Below are 19,693 nucleotides of genomic sequence, written 5' to 3' on the forward strand. Positions count from 1 at the left end.
ACTTTGTGGCAAGGTCGTTCGAATGCGGTAAAAACACCTAGGCTGTACGGATCAAATTGTTTCAGGAGGAACAAGCGCATGCGTTCACTTCGCCGGGTCGCGATCCTGGGCGGCAACCGAATTCCCTTCGCCCGTTCCAATGGCGCCTACGCCACGGCCAGCAACCAGGCGATGCTCACCGTCGCCCTCGAAGGGCTGATCGAACGCTACCGCTTGCATGGGTTGCGCATGGGGGAAGTGGTGGCCGGCGCGGTGCTCAAGCACTCGCGTGACATGAACCTGACCCGTGAGTGCGTGCTGGGCTCGCGGCTGCCGCCGCAGACGCCGGCCTACGACATCCAGCAAGCCTGCGGCACCGGGCTGGAGGCAGCGCTGCTGGTGGCCAACAAGATTGCCCTGGGGCAGATCGACTGCGGCATTGCCGGCGGCGTGGACACCACCTCCGATGCGCCGATTGCGGTAAACGAAGGCCTGCGCCACATCTTGCTGCAGGCCAACCGCGGCAAAAGCCTGGGCGTGCGGCTAAAGCCATTCCTCAAGCTGCGCCCTCACCACCTGAAACCCGAATTGCCGCGCAACGGCGAGCCGCGCACCGGGTTGTCGATGGGGGAGCATTGCGAACGCATGGCCCAGGCCTGGCGCATTGGCCGTGCCGAACAGGACGAGCTGGCGCTGCTCAGCCACCAGGCGCTGGCTGCCGCGTACGCCGAAGGTTGGCAGGATGACCTGCTGACGCCGTTTTTGTCGTTGACCCGTGATAACAACCTGCGCCCCGACCTGACCCTGGAGCAACTGGCCAGGCTCAAGCCGGCCTTCGATCGCAGCGGGCAGGGCACGCTGACGGCGGGCAATTCCACACCGCTGACCGATGGTGCTTCGCTGGTGTTGCTGGGCAGCGAGGAATGGGCCGAGCAGCAGGGGCTGTCGGTGCTGGCCTATCTGGTCGATGGCGAAACCGCTGCGGTGGATTTCGTCACTGGTCGCGAAGGCTTGCTGATGGCGCCGGTGTATGCGGTGCCGCGGCTGCTGGCGCGCAATGGCCTGACGCTGCAGGACTTTGACTATTACGAGATTCACGAAGCCTTTGCTGCCCAGGTGCTGTGCACGCTCAAGGCCTGGGAAGATGCCGATTATTGCCGTGAGCGGTTGGGGCTGGATGCGCCGCTTGGGGCGATCGACCGCAGCAAGCTCAACGTCAAGGGCAGTTCGCTGGCGGCCGGGCACCCGTTTGCCGCGACCGGGGGGCGGATATTGGCCAACCTGGCCAAGTTGCTGGCGAGGGCGGGGAAGGGGCGGGGGTTGATTTCGATCTGTGCGGCGGGTGGGCAGGGGGTGACCGTCATCGTCGAGCGCTGAAGCCACGCCTTGTGGGAGCGGCCTTGCGTCGCGAAAGGGGCGCGAAGCGGCCCCGGGGTTTCAGCGTCACAGCAAAAATTGTTGGGGCCGCTTTGCGGCCCTTTCGCGACACAAGGCCGCTCCCACAGAGACCGCGCCTGACTTGACCACGAATCAGCTGTTAGGCTTGTCTGGTCAGAACTACAAGAAACCGCCATGCCGATCATCGGACACCCCCGCGCCATCCCGGCGCTGGACCACCTGCCCAGGCCACTCTATGCCCGTGCCGAAAGCCTCGGCGCCGGCTCCTGGACCACCCGCCACCAGCACGACTGGGTGCAGTTCTCCTACGCCATCAGCGGCGTTCTCGGGGTGTATACCCACGAAGGCAGCTACTTCGCCCCGCCCCAATGGGGCGTGTGGATACCAGCCGATGCCGAACACGAAGTGGTCACTTCTATGCAGGCCGAAATGCGCAGCCTTTACGTGCGCCGGGATGCCTGCCCGTGGGCTCCGGAGCAATGCCGGGTACTGGAAGTGACCCCGCTGGCGCGCGAACTGATCAAGCAGTTCTGCCTGTTCCCGGCCGACTACCCGGAGGGTGACAGCGCCGAGGCGCGGCTGGTGGCAGTGCTGCTCGACCAGTTGCGCATGCTGCCCGAGGTCGGTTTTTCGCTGCCACTGCCACGGCACCCGGGGTTGCTGGCGCTGTGCAATGGTCTGATCGCTGCACCGGACCAGTCGCAGACCTTGCAGCAGTGGGCGCGAGAGCTGGGGTGCTCGGAGAAGACGCTGATGCGGCTGTTCCAGCGGGAGACGGGCTTGAGTTTTCGCAACTGGCGGCAGCGTATGCGGCTGTTGTCATCGCTGGCGCTGCTGGAGGCGGGGGAGAGTGTGACCGAGGCGGCGTTGGGGTGTGGGTATGACTCCACCTCGGCTTACATTGCGGCGTTCAAGCAATTGTTCGGCGCGACGCCGGGGGAATTGAGGCTTTAGTGATTGGTCGCCTGTGCCGGCCTCTTCGCGGGCGCGCCCGCTCCCACAGGATCCCACTGCACTCAGGACCTGTGCAGTACCTGTGGGAGCGGGTTCACCCGCGAAGAGGCCGGCGCAGGCAACACATCAGGTACGGAACCTGCGCACCAGCGCATCCAGCTCATTGGACAACCCGGCCAGGCTCTCCGAATCCATCCGCGCCGCCTGGGCCAGTTCGGCCACCAGTTGCGCATCGCCGTGAATCTGGCTGATGTGCCGGTTGATGTCCTCGGCCACCTGGTGCTGCTCTTCGGCCGCCGTGGCAATCTGGGTGTTCATGTCGCGGATCACATCCACCGACTCGCGGATCTGCCCGAAGCTGTCACGGGCCAGGCCGATGCGGCTCACCGACTGCTGCGAAACCTCCAGGCTGGCGTGCATCTGTGCGGCCACTTCGGCAGTGCGGCTGGCCAGGTTGCCCAGCAGGCCGTCGATCTCGGCGGTGGAGTCGGCAGTGCGCTTGGCCAGCGCCCGCACCTCGTCGGCAACCACGGCAAAGCCACGGCCCTGCTCGCCGGCACGGGCCGCTTCGATGGCGGCGTTGAGCGCCAGCAGGTTGGTCTGTTCGGCAATCGAGCGGATGGTGCCGAGGATCGACTGGATGGCGTTGCTGTCACGCTCCAGCTGCTGGATCGACTGCGCCGACTGCTCGATCTCCTGGCTCAGGCGGTCGACGCTATGTACCGCGGCATCGATCTGCTGCTGGCCTTCGCGGGCCTGTTGCTGGCCACTGTCGGCCGACTGCGCCGCCTGGCTGCAGGAACGTGCCACTTCGTTGGCAGTGGCGACCATTTCGTGGAAGGCGGTAGAGACCATGTCCACCGCTTCGCGCTGGCGGCCTGCGGCTTCGGCCATGTCGCTGGAGACGCGGGTCGAGCTGCTGGAGGTGCTGAGGATCTTGCTGGCGGCAGCACCGATGTGCTGGATCAGGCTGCGAATGGCACCGAGGAACTGGTTGAACCAGCTGGCCAGTTGCGCGGTTTCGTCGCGGCCACGGATTTCCAGGTTGCGGGTCAGGTCGCCCTCGCCCTGGGCGATATCTTCCAGGCCGCTGGTGACGCTGTTGATCGGGCGCACGATCAGCTTGGCGAAGGTGGCACCGACCAAGGCGAACAGCGCGGCCAGTACCAGGGCCACCACGCCGATCAACCAGGTCAGGCGGGTGGTGGTCTGCATCACTTCGCTTTGTTCGATCAGGCCGATCAAGGTCCAGCCCAGCTGTTCGTCCGGGTAGATGTTGGCCATGTAGCGCACGCCATTCAGCTCCACTTCGGCCAGCCCCTTGCCGTGCTTGGCCAGCTCGGCGTACCCGTCGCCAAAGCTCGCCAGTTGCTTGAAGTTATGCTTGGCGTCCCGAGGGTCGACCAGTACGTTGCCGTTGTTTTCCACCAGTAGCACGTAGCCGCTTTCGCCCAGCTTGATCTGCTGGACGATCTCGGTGAGGCCTTTGAGCGAGACGTCGACGTTGACCACGCCGCCAGGGTTGCCCAATTGGTTGGCGACGGTGCGCACGGTGCTGACCAGCACGGCGTCGTCGGCAGCCCAGTAGTAGGCGCCGGTACGCAGGGTCTTGCCAGGGTTGGCCATGGCCAATTGGTACCAGGGGCGGGTGCGCGGGTCGTAATTGACGAACTTCTGCCCGGCCGGCCAGCCGACGTAACCACCGTCATTCACCCCGTAGGACAGGTACGCATAGCTGGGATGCGTGGTGGCCAGGCGGGTCATGAACTCCAGCAGCTTGCTGGCCTGGTCGCCCAGTTCATAGGACGGGGTTGCGCTCATGTACTTGTTCAGTTCGCTACCCGTGGCGGCGACCATCGGCTGCGCAGCCAGGTACTCGACGTTCTGGTTGATGCCCTGGAAGAAGATGTTCATCGCGTTGCTGACCTGGCGGATTTCCCGGCTGCTGCCATCGAGGAATCCGTCGCGGGCTTCGCCACGCAGGTTGAGGACCACCAGGGTGGCCACAAGGACGATGGGCAAGCCGGCGATGACCGCGAATGCCCAGGTCAGTTTCTGTTTGATGCTCATCGACGCTCCCGGATTTTTTATTTTCGATACACGAGGCAGGTAACAATTGCATCGGCAGCATCCGGGTTTAATGTAGGGAAACGCCCGTATTTATTGGATAAAGTCGCAGTTGGTGACTATTCGGTCGTGTTTGGACGTATATGGCATACCAAAGGGGCGCGGGGTGGCTCAGTGACAGCAGCCGCCCGTAGCACCATTGGCCAGGTCCTTCAGGATCGGGCAGTCCGGGCGCTCGTCTCCCTGGCAGTGCGAGACCAGTTCGCCGAGGGTGTCGCGCAGGCTCACCAGCTCTTCGATGCGCCGGTTCAGTTCAGCGATGTGCTGCGTGGCCAGCGCTTTCACATCGGCGCTGGCGCGCTGGCGGTCCTGCCACAAGGTCAGCAGCTTGCCGACCTCTTCGAGGGAAAAGCCCAGGTCGCGGGAGCGCTTGATGAAGGCCAGGCTGTGCAAGTCTTCCGCCTGGTACAGGCGGTAGCCGCTGTCGCTGCGCGTGGCGGGCTTGAGCAGGCCAATGGACTCGTAGTAACGGATCATCTTGGTGCTGAGCCCGCTGCGGCGGGCGGCCTGGCCGATGTTCATGGAGCCTCCTGGGTGTTGCTGGTGGGTTTCCACGCCTTGAGCCATAGCGCGTTGCTCACCACGCTGACGCTGGACAGGGCCATGGCGGCGCCGGCCAGTACCGGGTTGAGGTAACCCAGCGCGGCCAGCGGGATGCCGATCAGGTTATAGATGAACGCCCAGAACAGGTTCTGGCGGATCTTCGCATAGGTCTTGCGGCTGATCTCCAGGGCGGCCGGTACCAGGCGTGGGTCGCCGCGCATCAGGGTGATGCCGGCGGCCTGCATGGCCACGTCGGTACCGCCCCCCATGGCAATGCCGATATCGGCGGCGGCCAGCGCCGGCGCATCATTGATGCCATCACCGACCATGGCGACCACGCCATCCTGCTTGAGTGCAGCCACGGTCGCGGCCTTGTCGGCCGGCAGCACTTCAGCATGCACGTCGTCGATGCCCAAGGCATCGGCCACCACTTTGGCGCTGCCGCGGTTGTCGCCGGTCAGCAGGTGGCTGCTGATGTGTTGCGCGTGCAGGGTATCGATCGCCTGCGCGGCACCGGGCTTGAGGCTGTCACCAAAGGCGAACAGGCCCAGCACCCGCGGCTGTGCGCCGCGTTCGATCAGCCATGACAGGGTGCGCCCCTCGGCTTCCCAGGCCTGGGCCTTGGCGGCCAGGTCGCCGGGTGGCAGGGCGCTTTCATCGAGCAGGCGGCGGTTGCCCAGGGCCAGCTCGCGGCCTTCCACGCGCCCGGCGATACCACGCCCGGTCAGCGACTGGCTGTCGGCAACGCCAGGCACGTCCAGGCCCTGTTCGGCGCAGGCATCCAGTACCGCCTTGGCCAGCGGGTGTTCGCTGCCGCGCTGCAGGGCACCGGCCAGGCGGTGCAGGTCGGCGCTGCTGCCCACCTGGGCCTGGCTGTGGACAACGCGCGGGCTGCCGGAGGTGAGGGTGCCGGTCTTGTCGAACACCACACGGTTGACCGCATGGGCGCGCTCCAGGGCTTCGGCGTCCTTGATCAGGATGCCATGGCGGGCGGCGACCCCGGTGCCGGCCATGATCGCAGCGGGCGTGGCCAGGCCAAGGGCGCAGGGGCAGGCGATGACCAGTACCGCGACGGCATTGATCAGCGCGGTTTCCAGTGGCGCGCCGACCAGCCACCAGCCGACCAGGGTGATCAGCGCCAGTACCAGCACGGCCGGGACGAATACCTGGCTGACCCGGTCGACCAGCTTCTGGATCGGTGCCTTGGCCGCCTGGGCGTCTTCCACCAGGCGGATGATGCGCGCCAGCACGGTTTCGGTGCCCAGTGCCTGGGTACGTACCAGCAGCCGGCCTTCGCCGTTGATGGCGCCACCGGTGACGCTGTCCCCTGGCTGCTTGGGCACCGGCAGGCTCTCGCCGCTGATCAAGGCTTCATCGGCATGGCTGCTGCCGTCTTCGACCACACCATCGACCGGGAAGCGCTCGCCGGGTTTGACCAGTACCAGGTCGCCGAGGCGCAGTTGGGCAATGGCCACGTCTTCTTCCCGGCCATCGACCAGGCGCACGGCCCGTTCCGGGCGCAGGGCTTCTAGGGCACGGATGGCGCTGGCGGTCTGGCGCTTGGCACGGCTTTCCAGGTACTTGCCCAGCAGCACCAGGGCAATCACCACGGCCGAGGCTTCGAAGTACAGGTGAGGGGCCATGCCGGCGGGGGCCTGCGCCCACTGGTACAGGCTCAGGCCGTAGCCGGCGCTGGTGCCCAGGGCCACCAGCAGGTCCATGTTGCCAGTCCCGGCGCGCACGGCTTTCCAGGCGGCCACGTAGAACCGCGCGCCGAGAATGAACTGCACCGGCGTGGCCAGCAGGAACTGCACCCACGCTGGCAACATCCAGTGCACGCCAAACGGCTGCACCAGCATTGGCACCACCAACGGCAGGGCGAGCAGCAACGCTGCGCCGACCGCCAGGCGTTCGTTACGCAGGCGGTGCTGGGCAGCGTGCTGGTCGTCCCTGGCGGTTTGCGGCAGGCTGGCGCTGTAGCCGGCCTTTTGCACGGCGTCGATCAGCAGGTTGTCGTCGAGGGCCGCAAGCACTTCGAGGTGCGCGCGTTCGCTGGCCAGGTTGACGCTGACCTGTTCAACCCCCGGCAGCTTGCCGAGGGCGCGCTCTACGCGGCCGACGCAACTGGCGCAGGTCATGCCGCCAATCTGCAGTTCGACGGTGCGAGTGGGCACGCCATAGCCGGCTTCGCGTACGGCGTCGACCAGCGCGGGCAAGCTGTTGGCCGGGGCCTGGACCCGGGCCTGTTCGGTGGCGAGGTTGACGCTGACCTGTTCAGCGCCGGTGACCTTGCGCAGGGCGCGCTCGACCCGGCCGGCACAGCTGGCGCAGGTCATGCCGGAGATCGGCAGGTCGTATGTGGTGGATGCGGGCATGGCTCTCCTCCTTGGACAGGCCTCCAGCATCAACCTTGCCATGCAGGTAAGGTCAATAGCCCAGGCCGGCTCGCTTCAACTCCAGCCCATATTGCCCCATGGCGATGCGGTATTTGTTGATCTGGCCCGCCTGCAGGTTCAGTCGTGTGCTGCGTTGGTCCTCGATACCCGCGGCGCAGCCGGGCATTTGCCCGGGCAGCAGGCGCAGGCGCACGTCCACCGGGCCGGGCGGCAGGTTGAACGAGGTGGACTGCTCCTGGAACACGCGCCCGGAGAGCTGGTCGTTGAGGTAGATACCGATTTCGCAACTGGTGGCCACTTCCAGGCGCTCCCGGGAAATGATCAGCACGCTGTAGTCCGAGTTGCCCTCGGCACTGGCCGGTGGCACTGCAGCCAGCGTGCTCAATAGCCCTACGACGCCCAATGCTGCCCTGAACATGAAGAATCTCCTGCTTGCGTGATCATCAAAGGCGCAGCTTGGCCGACGCGCGCGCGGATTTCCACCCCGGCTGTTGTCGGCAGATCTTGACCTTGCCCCGATGGCAAGCTTGAGACTCGTGGAAAACCTGAAGGAGGTAACCCCCATGCAAGTGTTCAATGTGCAAGGCATGACCTGCGGCCATTGCGTGAAAGCCGTGACCCGGGCGGTGCAGGAGCAGGATGCCGCGGCCAAGGTGGAGGTCGACCTGGCAGCCAGGCAGGTACGGGTGCAGAGCGAGTTGGCTCAGGAGCAGATCCTCACGGCCATTCGCGATGAAGGTTATCAGGCCGACGTAGCCTGATCAGGCCATGCGCTGAGCCCTGTAGGAGCGGCCTTGTGTCGCGATGGGCCGCAAAGCGGCCCCAGCAATTTATGCATCGATGCCAATATCCTGGGGCCGCTTTGCGGCCCATCGCGACACAAGGCCGCTCCTACAGGGGCCGCGCCAGGGCCTGTATTGTTGCAAATGTTTTCATGTCGATAGGGCCCACAGCAGGTAGAATCGAGCACTTGCTTAGCCTGCTATGGATTCCAGATGAACCTGCGAATGGTGCTCATCCTGGGCGCACTCAGTGCGTTCGGGCCCTTGGCGATCGACTTCTACCTGCCCGCCTTCCCGGCCATGGCGCAGGCGTTCGCCACCGATGAAAAACACGTCCAGGCCACCTTGGCCGCCTACTTCCTTGGCCTGTCCATCGGGCAACTGGCCTATGGGCCGGTGGCCGACCGCTTTGGCCGACGCAAGCCGCTGATGTTCGGGGTGACCCTGTTCACCCTGGCGTCACTGGCCTGTGCCTATGCCCCCAACCTCGACACCCTGGTGCTGGCGCGTTTCGTCCAGGCGTTGGGCGGTTGCGCCGGGATGGTGCTGTCGCGGGCCATCGTCAGTGACAAGTGCGACCCGGTGGCCTCGGCCAAGGTGTTCTCGCAGTTGATGCTGGTCATGGGCCTGGCGCCGATCCTGGCACCGATGCTGGGCGGGGTGCTGGTGAACGTGGCCGGCTGGCAATCGATCTTCCTCGCCCTGAGCCTGTTCAGCGCCGGCTGCCTGCTGGCGGTCAGCCTGGGCCTGCCGGAAAGCCTGCCCGAGCACATACCGCGGCAGCCGCTGTCTGGCGCCTTGCGCCAGTACTTGCGCCTGCTCGCTGACCGGGTGTTCGTCGGCCATGCCCTGACCGGTGGTATCGCCATCGCCGGCATGTTTGCCTACATCGCCGGTTCACCTTTCGTGTTCATCAAGCTCTACGGCGTGCCGGCCGAGCATTACGGCTGGTTGTTCGGCACCAATGCTGCCGGCTTTATCCTGGTGGCGCAGGTGAATGCACGCTTGCTGGCCAAGCGTGGGCCGGCGTTCCTGCTGGCACGTGCGGTGTGGTTGTACCTGGTTGCGGGCCTGGCGTTGCTGGGCGTGGCGGCACTGCGGCCAACACAGCTGTGGCCACTGCTGGTACCGCTGTTCGTCTGCATCTCCAGCCTCGGCTGCATCATCCCCAACGCCTCTGCCTGTGCCATGAGCGGGCAGGGCGCGCGGGCTGGCAGTGCCTCGGCGCTGATGGGCTGCCTGCAGTTCAGCGTCGCCGCCGGCGCAGCGGCGCTGGTCGGGCTGCTGCATGATGGCAGTGCGGTGCCGATGGCGCTGGTGATCAGCCTGTGCGGGGCACTGGTGGTCAGTGTCGCGCTGCTGACCCGGCGCTTGCCGGCCAAGGTTCCCGCATAAGCGGGTGAGGTGCCTGCAGGCGGGTTTCCAACGTGGCGACGAAGGCACGCGCCTCGGCCTCGCTGCGGAAACTGACCACGTGTTGATCGAGCTGGACCTGCCAAGGGCAGGCGGGGTTTCGGCTCGACGCACTGACGACAATTTTCATCGCGGCATACCTCCAAAGGGGGAGAGCGGATGAAGTGTAGCGCTGCACCTTGTGCCTGCCATGACCTGAATCAGTGTCCTGACTGACGGTCGGCAAGAACGTTTTCTACATGTTTTTTCCTGCTGGGGTGCAATGCTCGCAAACACGTGGAACCTTCGCTTTGGCTTGCGCTACTTGTGGAAATTGGTTGTCGGCCGCGTCCGAAGTTGCATCCGGTGTTTTTTCCGCCTGTGGTTCCCTTGCTCCCGCCATGTGGGCCGGGCTGCTTGCCCGCGCGGCCCGGGCAGCTTTCACGTACTGTTTCACTGCTTGCCATGGGTAGGCATACCCAGTGGTTTTTTGCCGGTGGTGCCACTGCGCAGCGCTGCCTGAATGGCGTTTTTTGCGGCTTATACTGGCGAACCAGGCCAGTGCCAGCGAGAGGCGCTTCCCTGCCAGGGGTGGCCATCGCATCCACACAGTGAACTTGCAGGGAGTTACAGGGACATGAACGCAGCCAGCAGTATCAGCCAGATTGCCAGCCTGATGGCTGACCCCAAGCGCAGTGCCATGTTGTGGGCATTGATCGACGGCACGCCGCGGCTGGCCAACGAGCTCGCGGTAATGACAGGCCTGACCTCGTCATCGGCCTGCGCTCACCTTTCGTTGTTGTCATCGGCCGGTTTGCTCCGGCACGAAGCGCGGGGGCGCAAGCGCTACTTCCGGCTGGCCACCCCGCAAGTCGGGGCAGCGGTGGAGGCGCTGGCCAGTGTCCAGTTGGAGAGCGCCAGGGGGGAGCGGGCCAAGGCGCCGGTATCACCGCTGCCCATGTCGATACGCAGGGCGCGTCGCTGTGGCGATCACCTGGGCGGGGAACTGGCCGGTGAGCTGTATCACCGTCTGGTGGTGGCCGGCTGGCTGGAGGGTAGTGGTCGACAGCTGATGGTAAGCGAGGAGGGGCGGACGCAGTTGGCTTTGGTCGGGGTCTACATCGATGCCTTGGCGCCGCATCAGCAACGTGGCTGTGTGATCTGCCGCTGCACCGAGTGGAACGACCAGGGGCCGCACCTGGGTGGCGTGCTGGGGCAGGCCTTGTTCCGGCTGTTCCTGCAATCTGGCTGGATGCGCGAGGCCGAGGACTCGCGGGCATTGCATATTTCTGCGTTGGGTATCCAGCAGATCAATCGCATTGCCCGCGTGCCGACGTTGCAGGTCGGTTGACCGCGATCGCGGTCAGATCACTCAGGCCAGCCGGGCATCCAGGCTGTTCTGGGCCAGGCGACGGGCCTGGTCTTCGGTCATGCCCAGGTGGGTGTGCAGGGCGTGGAAGTTTTCGGTGACATAGCCACCGAAGTAGGCCGGGTCGTCAGAGTTGACCGTGACCTTCACACCGCGCTCGAGCATGTCGAGGATGTTGTGCTGGCTCATGTGGTCGAACACGCACAGCTTGGTGTTCGACAGCGGGCACACCGTGAGCGGGATCTGCTCGTCGATGATGCGCTGCATCAGGCGCTCGTCCTCGATGGCGCGCACGCCGTGGTCGATACGCTTGACCTTCAGCAGGTCCAGGGCTTCCCAGATGTACTCGGGCGGGCCTTCCTCGCCGGCATGGGCAACGGCGACCAGGCCTTCGCTGCGGGCGCGGTCGAACACGCGCTGGAACTTGCTCGGTGGGTGGCCCATTTCCGAACTGTCCAGGCCAACGGCGATGAACGCATCGCGGAACGGCAGGGCCTGGTCGAGGGTTTTCTGTGCCTCATCTTCGCTGAGGTGGCGCAGGAAGCTGAGGATCAGACCGCTGCTGATGCCCAGTTGCTGGCGACCGTCCTTGAGCGCCTGGTCGATGCCGTTGAGCACCACTTCGAAGGGGATGCCGCGGTCGGTGTGTGTCTGTGGGTCGAAGAACGGTTCGGTGTGGATCACGTTCTGCGCCTTGCAGCGTTGCAGGTAGGCCCAGGTCAGGTCGTAGAAGTCCTGCTCGGTACGCAGCACGTCGGCGCCCTGGTAATACAGGTCGAGGAACTCCTGCAGGTTGTTGAAGGCATAGGCACCGCGCAAGGTCTCCACATCGGCCCAGGGCAGGGCGATCTTGTTGCGCTCGGCCAGGGCGAACAGCAGCTCGGGCTCCAGCGAGCCTTCCAGGTGCAGGTGCAGTTCGGCCTTGGGCAGGGCGTTCAACCAGTCATACATGGTGGGTCATCTCGATCAGGTACGGTTGCCGCCATTCTACAGAGCCTGGCCGGGCATTGCGCCCGGCCAGGCTGCGACCTGGTGAATCACCAGACCAAGGGTTCGCCCTTGTAGTTGATGAAGCGCAGGCCGCCGTTGCCGCTTTGCGCCTTGATCTGTTCAAGCATGCCGCGGGTACTGGTCAACACGTCGATCTCGGCGTTTTCGCCGCCCATGTCGGTTTTCACCCAGCCCGGGTGCATGGCCAGCACGCACAGGTCGGGGCGTTGTTGCTCGACGACGAAGCTGTTGATCATCGAGTTCAGGGCCGCCTTGCTGGCCTTGTACAGGCAGATTTCGCCGCCATCGGGGATGGTCACGCTGCCCAGGATCGAGCTCATGAAGGCCAGCACGCCGCTGCCTTCGCGTACCTGGCCGACCAGGCGCCGGGCCACGCGGATCGGCGCCACGGCGTTGGTCATGAACAGGTCGCCGATGTCCTTGTTCTGTACCGCCTCCAGGTCCTGCGGCAGGGGGCCCATGACCCCGGCGTTGACGAATATCAAGTCGAACACTTGGCCTTGCAGGCGTTGCTTCAGGCCATCGAGCTGGGCCGTGTCGTTCATTTCCAGCTGTTCGATGCGCACGCCGGATACATCCGCCAGCGCGCCGGGTTGCTGCGGGTTGCGCACGGTGGCGGTGATGTTCCAGCCGTCTTCGTGCAGGCGTTGCACCAGGCCCAGGCCCAGCCCGCGCGAGGCCCCGATGATAAGTGCGGTTTTTGCGTTAGCCATGTCGATGCGCTCCGTGATCGGTTCGAAGAAGGGTATTGAGGATAATGCACTGTGGCGCCGGGCGCCTTGTCGTAGGTTGTGCGAAAAATCACCAGTTGCCTTAGGCCCTTGTGCGGCGTGGTCTTCGGCTTGTTGGCGCACGGGTTATCCACAAGCTGGTCCACAGTTATTGTGTGCAAGCGCAGATGGCTGTGCAGGGCTACGCAGGCTGTGGGCCTGGGGATAACGTCAGGAGCATCAACGGTTTGCGGCTGTCATCAAATGGTGATCAAAATATGATCAATGCTCTGCAGCCCTTGAGTAATGCCGCCTGCAAGCGAGTGCCCCAAGCTTATCCACAGGCCGGCCCACAGTTGTTGTGGGCAATGTTCAGCGTGCTTCGAGCAGAATGCGCCCGCGGCTTAAGTCGGCCAACTGCTGCTGCAGTGGCGCCAGGTGGGCGTCACCCAGTGCAATCAACAGGTCCACGCCATTGGCGGTGAACTGCTCATCCAGGACCAGGCCGTCAACCTCGGCCAAGCGCAGCTTCACAAGCGCCAGTTCGCTGAAACTGCAACTGCAGGTGAATTCGCTGCGCTGCACCAGCAGCCGCTTGGGTGCCTGTTGCAGGCACTTGTTGGCACCGCCGCCATAGGCCCTGGCCAAGCCGCCGGTGCCCAGCTGGATACCGCCATACCAGCGGATCACCAGCACCACCACCTGGTCGCAGTCCTGTGCTTCGATGGCTGCGAGGATTGGCCGCCCCGCGGTACCACCAGGTTCGCCGTCATCGCTGCTGCGGTACTGGGCGCCAAGCTTCCAGGCCCAGCAGTTGTGGGTGGCGGCCAGGTCGCTGTGGCGTTCGATGAAACTCATCGCGTCGGCGGCACTGCTGATCGGCCCGGCGAGGGTGATGAAGCGGCTTTTGCGGATTTCCTCGCGGTATTCGCAGAGGTCGAGCAGGGTAGAAGGCATAAATGACGATCAGGCAGCCGGCTTGATGCCGCAGCCCTTCAGAATGATGTGGATAAGATTGTTGCTCGCGTCTTCCATGTCCTGCTTGGTCAGGCGGCTGCGGCCGGTTACCTGGCAGATCTGGGTGGCAAAGTCGGCGTAGTGCTGGGTGCTGCCCCACAGCAGGAAGATCAGGTGCACCGGGTCGACCGGGTCCATCTTGCCTGCTTCGATCCAGGCCTGGAACACCGCGGCGCGGCCGCGGAACCACTCGCGGTAGTCGGCACTGAAGTACTCGCTCAGGCAGGTGCCGCCGCTGATCACCTCCATGGCGAAAATCCGCGAGGCTTGCGGGTTGCGCCGGGAGAATTCCATCTTGGTGCGGATGTACTGGCTCAGCGCTTCACCCGGGTCGTCGTCGACGCTCAAGGCGTTGAAGGTGCTGTCCCACAACTCGATGATGTTGCTGAGCACGGCAATGTACAGGCCCAGCTTGTTGGTGAAGTAGTAATGCAGGTTGGCCTTGGGCAACCCTGCCTTGAGGGCGATGGTGTTCATGCTGGTGCCCTTGAAACCATGGCGGGCAAACTCGTCTTCGGCGGCCTGGATAATGGCCTGTTCGTTCTTCTGGCGGATGCGGCCCGCGGGCTTGCCCGAGGCGGAGAGGCGATGCGCAGGGACTTCTAGGGTCATGGACGATTCCGTACGGGTCAGTGGCTGCGGCTGTCGGACAAGATTACCTGCCTGTGCCGAAGTGACAAGCGTTTGCGGCACAGACTGGCATCAGCGTGTCGCAGCCAGGCTTTCGAGGAAGCTTTCCAGCACCAGGTTCGGCCGCCGTCCCTTGCGCGTTACCCAGCTGAGGCTCAGGTCATAGAAGCGTTGCCGGGGCTTGAGGGCACGCAAGCGGCCTTGCTGCACCCAGAACGTGGCGTAGTGGTCTGGCAGGTAGCCGATGTAGCGACCGGTAAGGATGAGAAACGCCATGCCTTCGCGGTCCGAAGCACTGGCCGTGCAGTTCAGCGCCTGGTAATGCGCCTGGATTTCGGCCGGCAGGCGGAAGGTGGGGGTGATGGCTTCCTGGCTGTTGAGGCGGTCGTCGTCGATCTGCTGGTCATCGGCATAGAACAGTGGGTGGCCGACCGCGCAGTACAGCAGCGAGCGCTCGCTGTACAACGGCTGGTACTCGAGGCCCGACAGCGGGCTGGTCTGTGGCACCACGCCGACATGCAGGCTGCCATCGAGCACGCCGTGCTCGACCTGGCTGGGCGCGATCATGCGGATCTGGATGCGCACATCGGGGCCGCGGTCCTTGAGCTCGGCCAAGGCATGGGTAATGCGCATGTGCGGCAAGGTCACCAGGTTGTCGGTCAGGCCAATGTTCAGCTCGCCACGCAAATGCTGGTGCAGGCCGTTGACCTCGGTGCGGAAGCTTTCCAGGGCGCTGAGCAGCTGCAGCGCCGAATGGTAGACCTCGCGGCCTTCCTCGGTCAGCGAAAACCCGGCGCGGCCGCGCTGGCACAGGCGCAGGCCCAGGCGTTGCTCGAGGTCGTTCATCTGCTGGCTGATGGCCGAACGGCCAATGCCCAGCACGTTTTCCGCGGCCGAGAAGCCACCGCACTCGACGACACTGCGGTAGATCTTCAACAGGCGGATGTCGAAATCGCTAACTTGGGCGAGTGGATCGGGGCGTCGGCTCATTAGTTTAGTCGGGGCCTGTCTGAAGATTAGAAATGTTGGCTTTTTCAGACTTTATCGCCGTGCCAATTTAGCTGCAACAACATCCATCGTTGCCTAATCGTCTTCCGAGGAACCGCCGATGAACATGCCCGAAACCGCTACCGCCGGTATCGCCAGCCAGCTCAAGCTGGATGCCCACTGGATGCCCTACACCGCCAACCGCAACTTCCAGCGCGACCCACGCCTGATCGTGGCGGCCGAAGGCAACTATCTGGTCGACGACCAGGGGCGCAAGATTTTCGATGCCCTGTCCGGCTTGTGGACCTGCGGCGCCGGGCACACCCGCAAGGAAATCACCGAGGCGGTGGCTCGCCAGATCGGCACCCTGGACTACTCCCCGGCCTTCCAGTTCGGCCACCCGCTGTCGTTCCAGCTGGCCGAGAAGATCACCGAGCTGACCCCGGGCGACCTGAACCATGTGTTCTATACCAACTCCGGTTCCGAGTGTGCCGACACCGCGCTGAAGATGGTGCGTGCCTACTGGCGCCTGAAAGGCCAGGCGACCAAGACCAAGATCATCGGCCGTGCCCGTGGCTACCACGGCGTGAACATCGCCGGTACCAGCCTCGGTGGCGTCAACGGCAACCGCAAGCTGTTCGGTCAGCTGCTGGATGTCGACCACCTGCCTCACACCGTGCTGCCGGTGAACGCCTTCTCCAAAGGCATGCCGGAAGAGGGCGGTATCGCCCTGGCTGACGAGATGCTCAAGCTGATCGAGCTGCACGACGCCTCCAACATCGCTGCCGTGATCGTCGAGCCGCTGGCAGGTTCGGCTGGTGTACTGCCGCCGCCGAAGGGTTACCTGAAGCGCCTGCGTGAAATCTGCACCCAGCACAACATCCTGCTGATCTTCGACGAAGTGATCACCGGCTTCGGCCGCATGGGCGCGATGACCGGCTCCGAAGCCTTCGGCGTGACCCCGGACCTGATGTGCATCGCCAAGCAGGTGACCAACGGCGCCATCCCGATGGGCGCGGTGATCGCCAGCAGCGAGATCTATCAGACCTTCATGAACCAGCCGACCCCGGATTACGCCGTGGAATTCCCGCACGGCTACACCTACTCGGCCCACCCGGTAGCCTGCGCCGCCGGCATCGCCGCGCTGGACCTGCTGCAGAAGGAAAACCTGGTGCAGGCCGCCGCCGAGCTGGCGCCGCACTTCGAGAAGCTGCTGCATGGCGTGAAGGGCACCAAGAACATCGTCGATATCCGCAACTACGGCCTGGCCGGCGCGATCCAGATCGCTGCCCGCGACGGTGATGCCATCGTGCGTCCGTACGAAGCGGCGATGAAACTGTGGAAGGCAGGCTTCTATGTACGCTTCGGTGGCGACACCCTGCAGTTCGGCCCAACCTTCAACACCACGCCGCAGGAACTGGACCGCCTGTTCGACGCAGTGGGCGAAACCCTGAACCTGATCGACTGATCTTTCCGATTCTGATGCCAGGCGCGTGAACACATCGCGCGCCTGCCTCAACCTTCTTTATCTGGAGTTTTGCATGAGCATTGTTCAGCACCTGATCCACGGCGAACTGGTTACCAAGGGTGAGCGCACCGCCGATGTCTTCAACCCGTCCACCGGCCAGGCCGTGCGCAAGGTCGAGCTGGCCAGCCGCGCGACCGTGCAGGAAGCGATCGACTCGGCCAAGGCTGCCTTCCCGGCCTGGCGCAACACACCACCGGCCAAGCGCGCCCAGGTGATGTTCCGCTTCAAGCAACTGCTGGAGCAGAACGAAGCGCGTATCTCGCAGATGATCAGCGAAGAGCACGGCAAGACCCTAGAGGATGCTGCCGGTGAACTGAAGCGTGGTATCGAGAACGTCGAGTTCGCCTGCGCCGCGCCGGAAGTACTGAAAGGCGAGTACAGCCGCAACGTCGGCCCGAATATCGATGCCTGGTCCGACTTCCAGCCGCTGGGCGTGGTTGCCGGTATTACCCCGTTCAACTTCCCGGCCATGGTGCCACTGTGGATGTACCCACTGGCCATCGCCTGCGGCAACGCCTTCATCCTCAAGCCTTCCGAGCGCGACCCGAGCTCGACCCTGTTCATCGCCCAGCTGCTGCTGGAAGCCGGCCTGCCGAAGGGCATCCTCAACGTGGTGCACGGCGACAAGGAAGCGGTGGATGCGCTGATCGAAGCGCCGGAAGTGAAGGCCCTGAGCTTCGTCGGTTCGACTCCGATCGCCGAGTACATCTACGCCGAAGGCACCAAGCGCGGCAAGCGTGTGCAGGCCCTGGGTGGTGCGAAGAACCACGCGGTGCTGATGCCGGATGCCGACCTGGACAATGCCGTGAGCGCACTGATGGGGGCTGCCTATGGTTCGTGCGGCGAGCGCTGCATGGCCATTTCGGTGGCGGTGTGCGTGGGTGACCAGGTGGCGGACGCCCTGATTGCCAAGCTGGAACCGCAGATCAAGGCCCTGAAGATTGGTGCCGGCACCTCGTGCGGCCTGGACATGGGCCCGCTGGTGACGGCTGCTGCCCGTGACAAGGTGGTGGGTTACATCGATGACGGTGTTGCTGCTGGCGCCAAGCTGGTGGTGGATGGCCGTGGCTTCCGTGTGGCCGGTAATGAGGATGGCTATTTCGTCGGTGGCACCCTGTTCGACAAGGTGACCCCGGAGATGCGCATCTATAAGGAAGAGATCTTCGGCCCGGTGCTGTGCGTAGTGCGTGTGAACAGCCTGGAGCAGGCCATGCAACTGATCAACGATCACGAGTATGGCAACGGCACCTGCATCTTCACCCGTGACGGTGAAGCGGCGCGCCTGTTCTGCGACGAGATCGAAGTGGGCATGGTCGGTGTGAACGTACCGCTGCCGGTGCCGGTGGCCTACCACAGCTTCGGTGGCTGGAAGCGCTCGCTGTTCGGTGATCTGCATGCCTATGGCCCCGACGGTGTGCGCTTCTATACCCGTCGCAAGGCGATCACCCAGCGCTGGCCGCAGCGTGCCAGCCATGAGGCTTCGCAGTTTGCCTTCCCTAGTTTGTAAGGGATGAGCAGAAGCGGGGAGGCCGACAGGCCTCCCCGCTTTGTTTTTGGGGTTTGGTTGTTGGGTGCGTCAGGGCGGCTAGGGGCCTGTCTTGAGACGGTATTGGCTTTGAGAGGTGCCTGCCTTGTGTTTTCTGGCGCCTACAAGATCGAGCGCCGCCCGCGCGGCGCTTCGCAGCACAAGGCTGCTCCTACATCTGTTTCGGGCCAGTCTCTCCTGTGCCGGGCGCGCGCGACCGCCTTGTCTGTTCCATTCAATATTGAAGGTTGCGCCTGCTGCTCCTCATCAATCTCCTGCCATGCACCCAGGGTGCGCGCGCCAATGGAGCAGGAATAATTGGCCCGAAACAGATGTAGGAGCAGCCTTGTGCTGCGAAGCGCCGCGCGGGCGGCGCTCGATCTCATAGGCGCAGAAGGTGTTGTGGCGAACACCTGGTGGCCTTGATGTGGTCTTTTCCCCTGATATTTCAATTTCTTGAAATTAAAGGTTGACGCCCCTTCGAATCCCCTTATAATGCGCCCCACTTCCAGTGACATCGGAACGACAAACTTCTTGAAATTCAATAAGTTAGGTTGTTCGGAAAGAGCTGAAAGGGCTACGATCAAATGATCGGCAGCGGTTGAGATGATGGTTGACAGCGCTTCTAAACGCTGTATGATTCGCCTCCCGCTACGAGAGATCGCAGCGAGTCAAGTGTTTGAAGCTAAACGAGTTTCTCGCAAAAAACTTCAAAATAAACGCTTGACAGAAAATGAGGAAAGCGTAGAATGCGCGCCTCGGTTGAGATGAAAAGCTCTTAACCAAACGCTCTTTAACAAATCGAATCAAGCAATTCGTGTGGGTGCTTGTGAGTATGGACTGATAGTCACAAAGATTATCAGCATCACAAGTGGCCATGCGAGAAATCACATAGTCATTTGAGATTGCTGAGCCAAGTTTAGGGTTTCTTAAAAACCCAAGCAGTATTGAACTGAAGAGTTTGATCATGGCTCAGATTGAACGCTGGCGGCAGGCCTAACACATGCAAGTCGAGCGGATGACGGGAGCTTGCTCCTTGATTCAGCGGCGGACGGGTGAGTAATGCCTAGGAATCTGCCTGGTAGTGGGGGACAACGTTTCGAAAGGAACGCTAATACCGCATACGTCCTACGGGAGAAAGCAGGGGACCTTCGGGCCTTGCGCTATCAGATGAGCCTAGGTCGGATTAGCTAGTTGGTGGGGTAATGGCTCACCAAGGCGACGATCCGTAACTGGTCTGAGAGGATGATCAGTCACACTGGAACTGAGACACGGTCCAGACTCCTACGGGAGGCAGCAGTGGGGAATATTGGACAATGGGCGAAAGCCTGATCCAGCCATGCCG

General features: G+C 63.5%; 18 protein-coding genes, 1 rRNA gene and 1 pseudogene (1 of these 20 running past the window's edge). 8 read left to right on the plus strand and 12 right to left on the minus strand.

Annotation, left to right across the window (positions count from 1 at the left end):
- Positions 1–78 precede the first annotated feature (78 nt).
- Positions 79–1,356, plus strand: a complete 1,278-nt coding sequence (locus C163_RS02980; protein WP_025337580.1) for an acetyl-CoA C-acetyltransferase — start codon at positions 79–81, stop codon at positions 1,354–1,356.
- A gap of 195 nt (positions 1,357–1,551) precedes the next feature.
- Positions 1,552–2,331: a helix-turn-helix transcriptional regulator gene (locus C163_RS02985; protein WP_025337581.1), complete on the plus strand. Its 780-nt coding sequence runs from the start codon at positions 1,552–1,554 to the stop codon at positions 2,329–2,331.
- Positions 2,332–2,457: 126 nt separating this feature from the next.
- Here C163_RS02985 and C163_RS27620 read toward each other — a convergent pair whose 3' ends face one another.
- The 5 genes and pseudogenes from C163_RS27620 to C163_RS03005 form a co-directional block, all read right to left on the minus strand.
- Positions 2,458–3,225: a methyl-accepting chemotaxis protein gene (locus C163_RS27620; protein WP_371033815.1), complete on the minus strand. Its 768-nt coding sequence runs from the start codon at positions 3,223–3,225 to the stop codon at positions 2,458–2,460.
- A gap of 90 nt (positions 3,226–3,315) precedes the next feature.
- Positions 3,316–4,401, minus strand: a pseudogene (locus C163_RS27625) (cache domain-containing protein); the annotation flags it as partial.
- A gap of 168 nt (positions 4,402–4,569) precedes the next feature.
- Entirely contained in the window at positions 4,570–4,980 is a 411-nt protein-coding gene (gene cueR, locus C163_RS02995; protein WP_025337583.1) for a Cu(I)-responsive transcriptional regulator, read from the minus strand.
- Positions 4,977–7,376 (minus strand): heavy metal translocating P-type ATPase, encoded by a 2,400-nt coding sequence (locus C163_RS03000; protein ID WP_025337584.1) that lies wholly within the window; start codon positions 7,374–7,376, stop codon positions 4,977–4,979. Before C163_RS03000 ends, cueR begins: the two co-directional genes overlap by 4 nt.
- A 52-nt stretch (positions 7,377–7,428) precedes the next feature.
- A complete protein-coding gene (locus C163_RS03005) occupies positions 7,429–7,815 on the minus strand; it encodes a hypothetical protein (RefSeq protein ID WP_025337585.1) in 387 nt (128 codons plus the stop codon).
- A gap of 145 nt (positions 7,816–7,960) precedes the next feature.
- On the opposite strand from C163_RS03005, the gene C163_RS03010 reads away from it, so the two are divergent.
- Together C163_RS03010 and C163_RS03015 are read left to right on the plus strand one after the other, a co-directional pair.
- Positions 7,961–8,158 (plus strand): heavy-metal-associated domain-containing protein, encoded by a 198-nt coding sequence (locus C163_RS03010; RefSeq protein ID WP_015268835.1) that lies wholly within the window; start codon positions 7,961–7,963, stop codon positions 8,156–8,158.
- A 234-nt stretch (positions 8,159–8,392) separates the two neighbouring features.
- Positions 8,393–9,574, plus strand: coding sequence for a multidrug effflux MFS transporter (locus C163_RS03015; protein WP_025337586.1), 1,182 nt, complete (start codon positions 8,393–8,395; stop codon positions 9,572–9,574).
- On the opposite strand, the gene C163_RS27440 is transcribed toward C163_RS03015, so the two are convergent.
- Positions 9,525–9,722: a hypothetical protein gene (locus tag C163_RS27440; RefSeq protein ID WP_081742221.1), complete on the minus strand. Its 198-nt coding sequence runs from the start codon at positions 9,720–9,722 to the stop codon at positions 9,525–9,527. The two genes, C163_RS03015 and C163_RS27440, sit on opposite strands and share 50 nt — an antisense overlap.
- A 486-nt stretch (positions 9,723–10,208) precedes the next feature.
- Here C163_RS27440 and C163_RS03020 point away from each other — a divergent pair, with 486 nt between their 5' ends.
- A complete protein-coding gene (locus C163_RS03020) occupies positions 10,209–10,922 on the plus strand; it encodes a helix-turn-helix transcriptional regulator (RefSeq protein ID WP_013970739.1) in 714 nt (237 codons plus the stop codon).
- 21 nt (positions 10,923–10,943) lie between these two features.
- Here C163_RS03020 and C163_RS03025 read toward each other — a convergent pair whose 3' ends face one another.
- From C163_RS03025 to C163_RS03045, 5 genes are all read right to left on the minus strand, one after another.
- Positions 10,944–11,891: an adenosine deaminase gene (locus C163_RS03025; RefSeq protein WP_025337587.1), complete on the minus strand. Its 948-nt coding sequence runs from the start codon at positions 11,889–11,891 to the stop codon at positions 10,944–10,946.
- An 86-nt stretch (positions 11,892–11,977) separates the two neighbouring features.
- The gene (locus tag C163_RS03030) at positions 11,978–12,664 is read right to left on the minus strand and encodes an SDR family oxidoreductase (RefSeq protein ID WP_025337588.1); all 687 of its coding nucleotides are present in this window, start codon (positions 12,662–12,664) and stop codon (positions 11,978–11,980) included.
- A 369-nt stretch (positions 12,665–13,033) separates the two neighbouring features.
- Entirely contained in the window at positions 13,034–13,618 is a 585-nt protein-coding gene (locus C163_RS03035; RefSeq protein WP_016484768.1) for a YigZ family protein, read from the minus strand.
- A gap of 9 nt (positions 13,619–13,627) precedes the next feature.
- Positions 13,628–14,290: a TetR/AcrR family transcriptional regulator gene (locus C163_RS03040; protein ID WP_003257076.1), complete on the minus strand. Its 663-nt coding sequence runs from the start codon at positions 14,288–14,290 to the stop codon at positions 13,628–13,630.
- Positions 14,291–14,380: 90 nt separating this feature from the next.
- Positions 14,381–15,298: a LysR family transcriptional regulator gene (locus C163_RS03045; protein ID WP_025337589.1), complete on the minus strand. Its 918-nt coding sequence runs from the start codon at positions 15,296–15,298 to the stop codon at positions 14,381–14,383.
- Between the two features lie 118 nt (positions 15,299–15,416).
- On the opposite strand from C163_RS03045, the gene C163_RS03050 reads away from it, so the two are divergent.
- Positions 15,417–16,763 carry an aspartate aminotransferase family protein gene (locus C163_RS03050; RefSeq protein ID WP_025337590.1) on the plus strand — a complete coding sequence of 449 codons (1,347 nt, stop codon included), beginning with the start codon at positions 15,417–15,419 and terminating at the stop codon, positions 16,761–16,763.
- Between the two features lie 73 nt (positions 16,764–16,836).
- Positions 16,837–18,330 carry a CoA-acylating methylmalonate-semialdehyde dehydrogenase gene (locus C163_RS03055; protein ID WP_023662877.1) on the plus strand — a complete coding sequence of 498 codons (1,494 nt, stop codon included), beginning with the start codon at positions 16,837–16,839 and terminating at the stop codon, positions 18,328–18,330.
- Positions 18,331–18,470: 140 nt separating this feature from the next.
- On the opposite strand, the gene C163_RS27000 is transcribed toward C163_RS03055, so the two are convergent.
- On the minus strand, positions 18,471–18,935 hold the full coding sequence (locus C163_RS27000; RefSeq protein ID WP_155951602.1) for a hypothetical protein: 465 nt from the start codon (positions 18,933–18,935) through the stop codon (positions 18,471–18,473).
- 362 nt (positions 18,936–19,297) lie between these two features.
- Between C163_RS27000 and C163_RS03060 the strand changes: the two genes are divergently transcribed.
- Positions 19,298–19,693: ribosomal RNA gene (locus tag C163_RS03060) — 16S ribosomal RNA — on the plus strand; it runs 1,143 nt beyond the window's last position.

Source organism: Pseudomonas sp. FGI182 (assembly GCF_000511325.1).
Classification (GTDB): Bacteria; Pseudomonadota; Gammaproteobacteria; order Pseudomonadales; family Pseudomonadaceae; genus Aquipseudomonas; species Aquipseudomonas putida_Z.

Excerpts from the sequence above, each read along its gene's own strand:
- C163_RS02980 (WP_025337580.1), top strand. The coding sequence starts at position 79 with ATGCGTTCACTTCGCCGGGTCGCGATCCTGGGCGGCAACCGAATTCCC.
- cueR (WP_025337583.1), bottom strand. The coding sequence starts at position 4,980 with ATGAACATCGGCCAGGCCGCCCGCCGCAGCGGGCTCAGCACCAAGATG.
- C163_RS03050 (WP_025337590.1), top strand. The coding sequence starts at position 15,417 with ATGAACATGCCCGAAACCGCTACCGCCGGTATCGCCAGCCAGCTCAAG.
- C163_RS03040 (WP_003257076.1), bottom strand. The coding sequence starts at position 14,290 with ATGACCCTAGAAGTCCCTGCGCATCGCCTCTCCGCCTCGGGCAAGCCC.
- C163_RS03020 (WP_013970739.1), top strand. The coding sequence starts at position 10,209 with ATGAACGCAGCCAGCAGTATCAGCCAGATTGCCAGCCTGATGGCTGAC.
- C163_RS27440 (WP_081742221.1), bottom strand. The coding sequence starts at position 9,722 with ATGAAAATTGTCGTCAGTGCGTCGAGCCGAAACCCCGCCTGCCCTTGG.
- C163_RS27620 (WP_371033815.1), bottom strand. The coding sequence starts at position 3,225 with ATGGCCGAAGCCGCAGGCCGCCAGCGCGAAGCGGTGGACATGGTCTCT.
- C163_RS03025 (WP_025337587.1), bottom strand. The coding sequence starts at position 11,891 with ATGTATGACTGGTTGAACGCCCTGCCCAAGGCCGAACTGCACCTGCAC.
- C163_RS03045 (WP_025337589.1), bottom strand. The coding sequence starts at position 15,298 with ATGAGCCGACGCCCCGATCCACTCGCCCAAGTTAGCGATTTCGACATC.
- C163_RS03030 (WP_025337588.1), bottom strand. The coding sequence starts at position 12,664 with ATGGCTAACGCAAAAACCGCACTTATCATCGGGGCCTCGCGCGGGCTG.
- C163_RS03005 (WP_025337585.1), bottom strand. The coding sequence starts at position 7,815 with ATGTTCAGGGCAGCATTGGGCGTCGTAGGGCTATTGAGCACGCTGGCT.
- C163_RS03010 (WP_015268835.1), top strand. The coding sequence starts at position 7,961 with ATGCAAGTGTTCAATGTGCAAGGCATGACCTGCGGCCATTGCGTGAAA.
- C163_RS03055 (WP_023662877.1), top strand. The coding sequence starts at position 16,837 with ATGAGCATTGTTCAGCACCTGATCCACGGCGAACTGGTTACCAAGGGT.
- C163_RS02985 (WP_025337581.1), top strand. The coding sequence starts at position 1,552 with ATGCCGATCATCGGACACCCCCGCGCCATCCCGGCGCTGGACCACCTG.
- C163_RS03015 (WP_025337586.1), top strand. The coding sequence starts at position 8,393 with ATGAACCTGCGAATGGTGCTCATCCTGGGCGCACTCAGTGCGTTCGGG.
- C163_RS03000 (WP_025337584.1), bottom strand. The coding sequence starts at position 7,376 with ATGCCCGCATCCACCACATACGACCTGCCGATCTCCGGCATGACCTGC.
- C163_RS03035 (WP_016484768.1), bottom strand. The coding sequence starts at position 13,618 with ATGCCTTCTACCCTGCTCGACCTCTGCGAATACCGCGAGGAAATCCGC.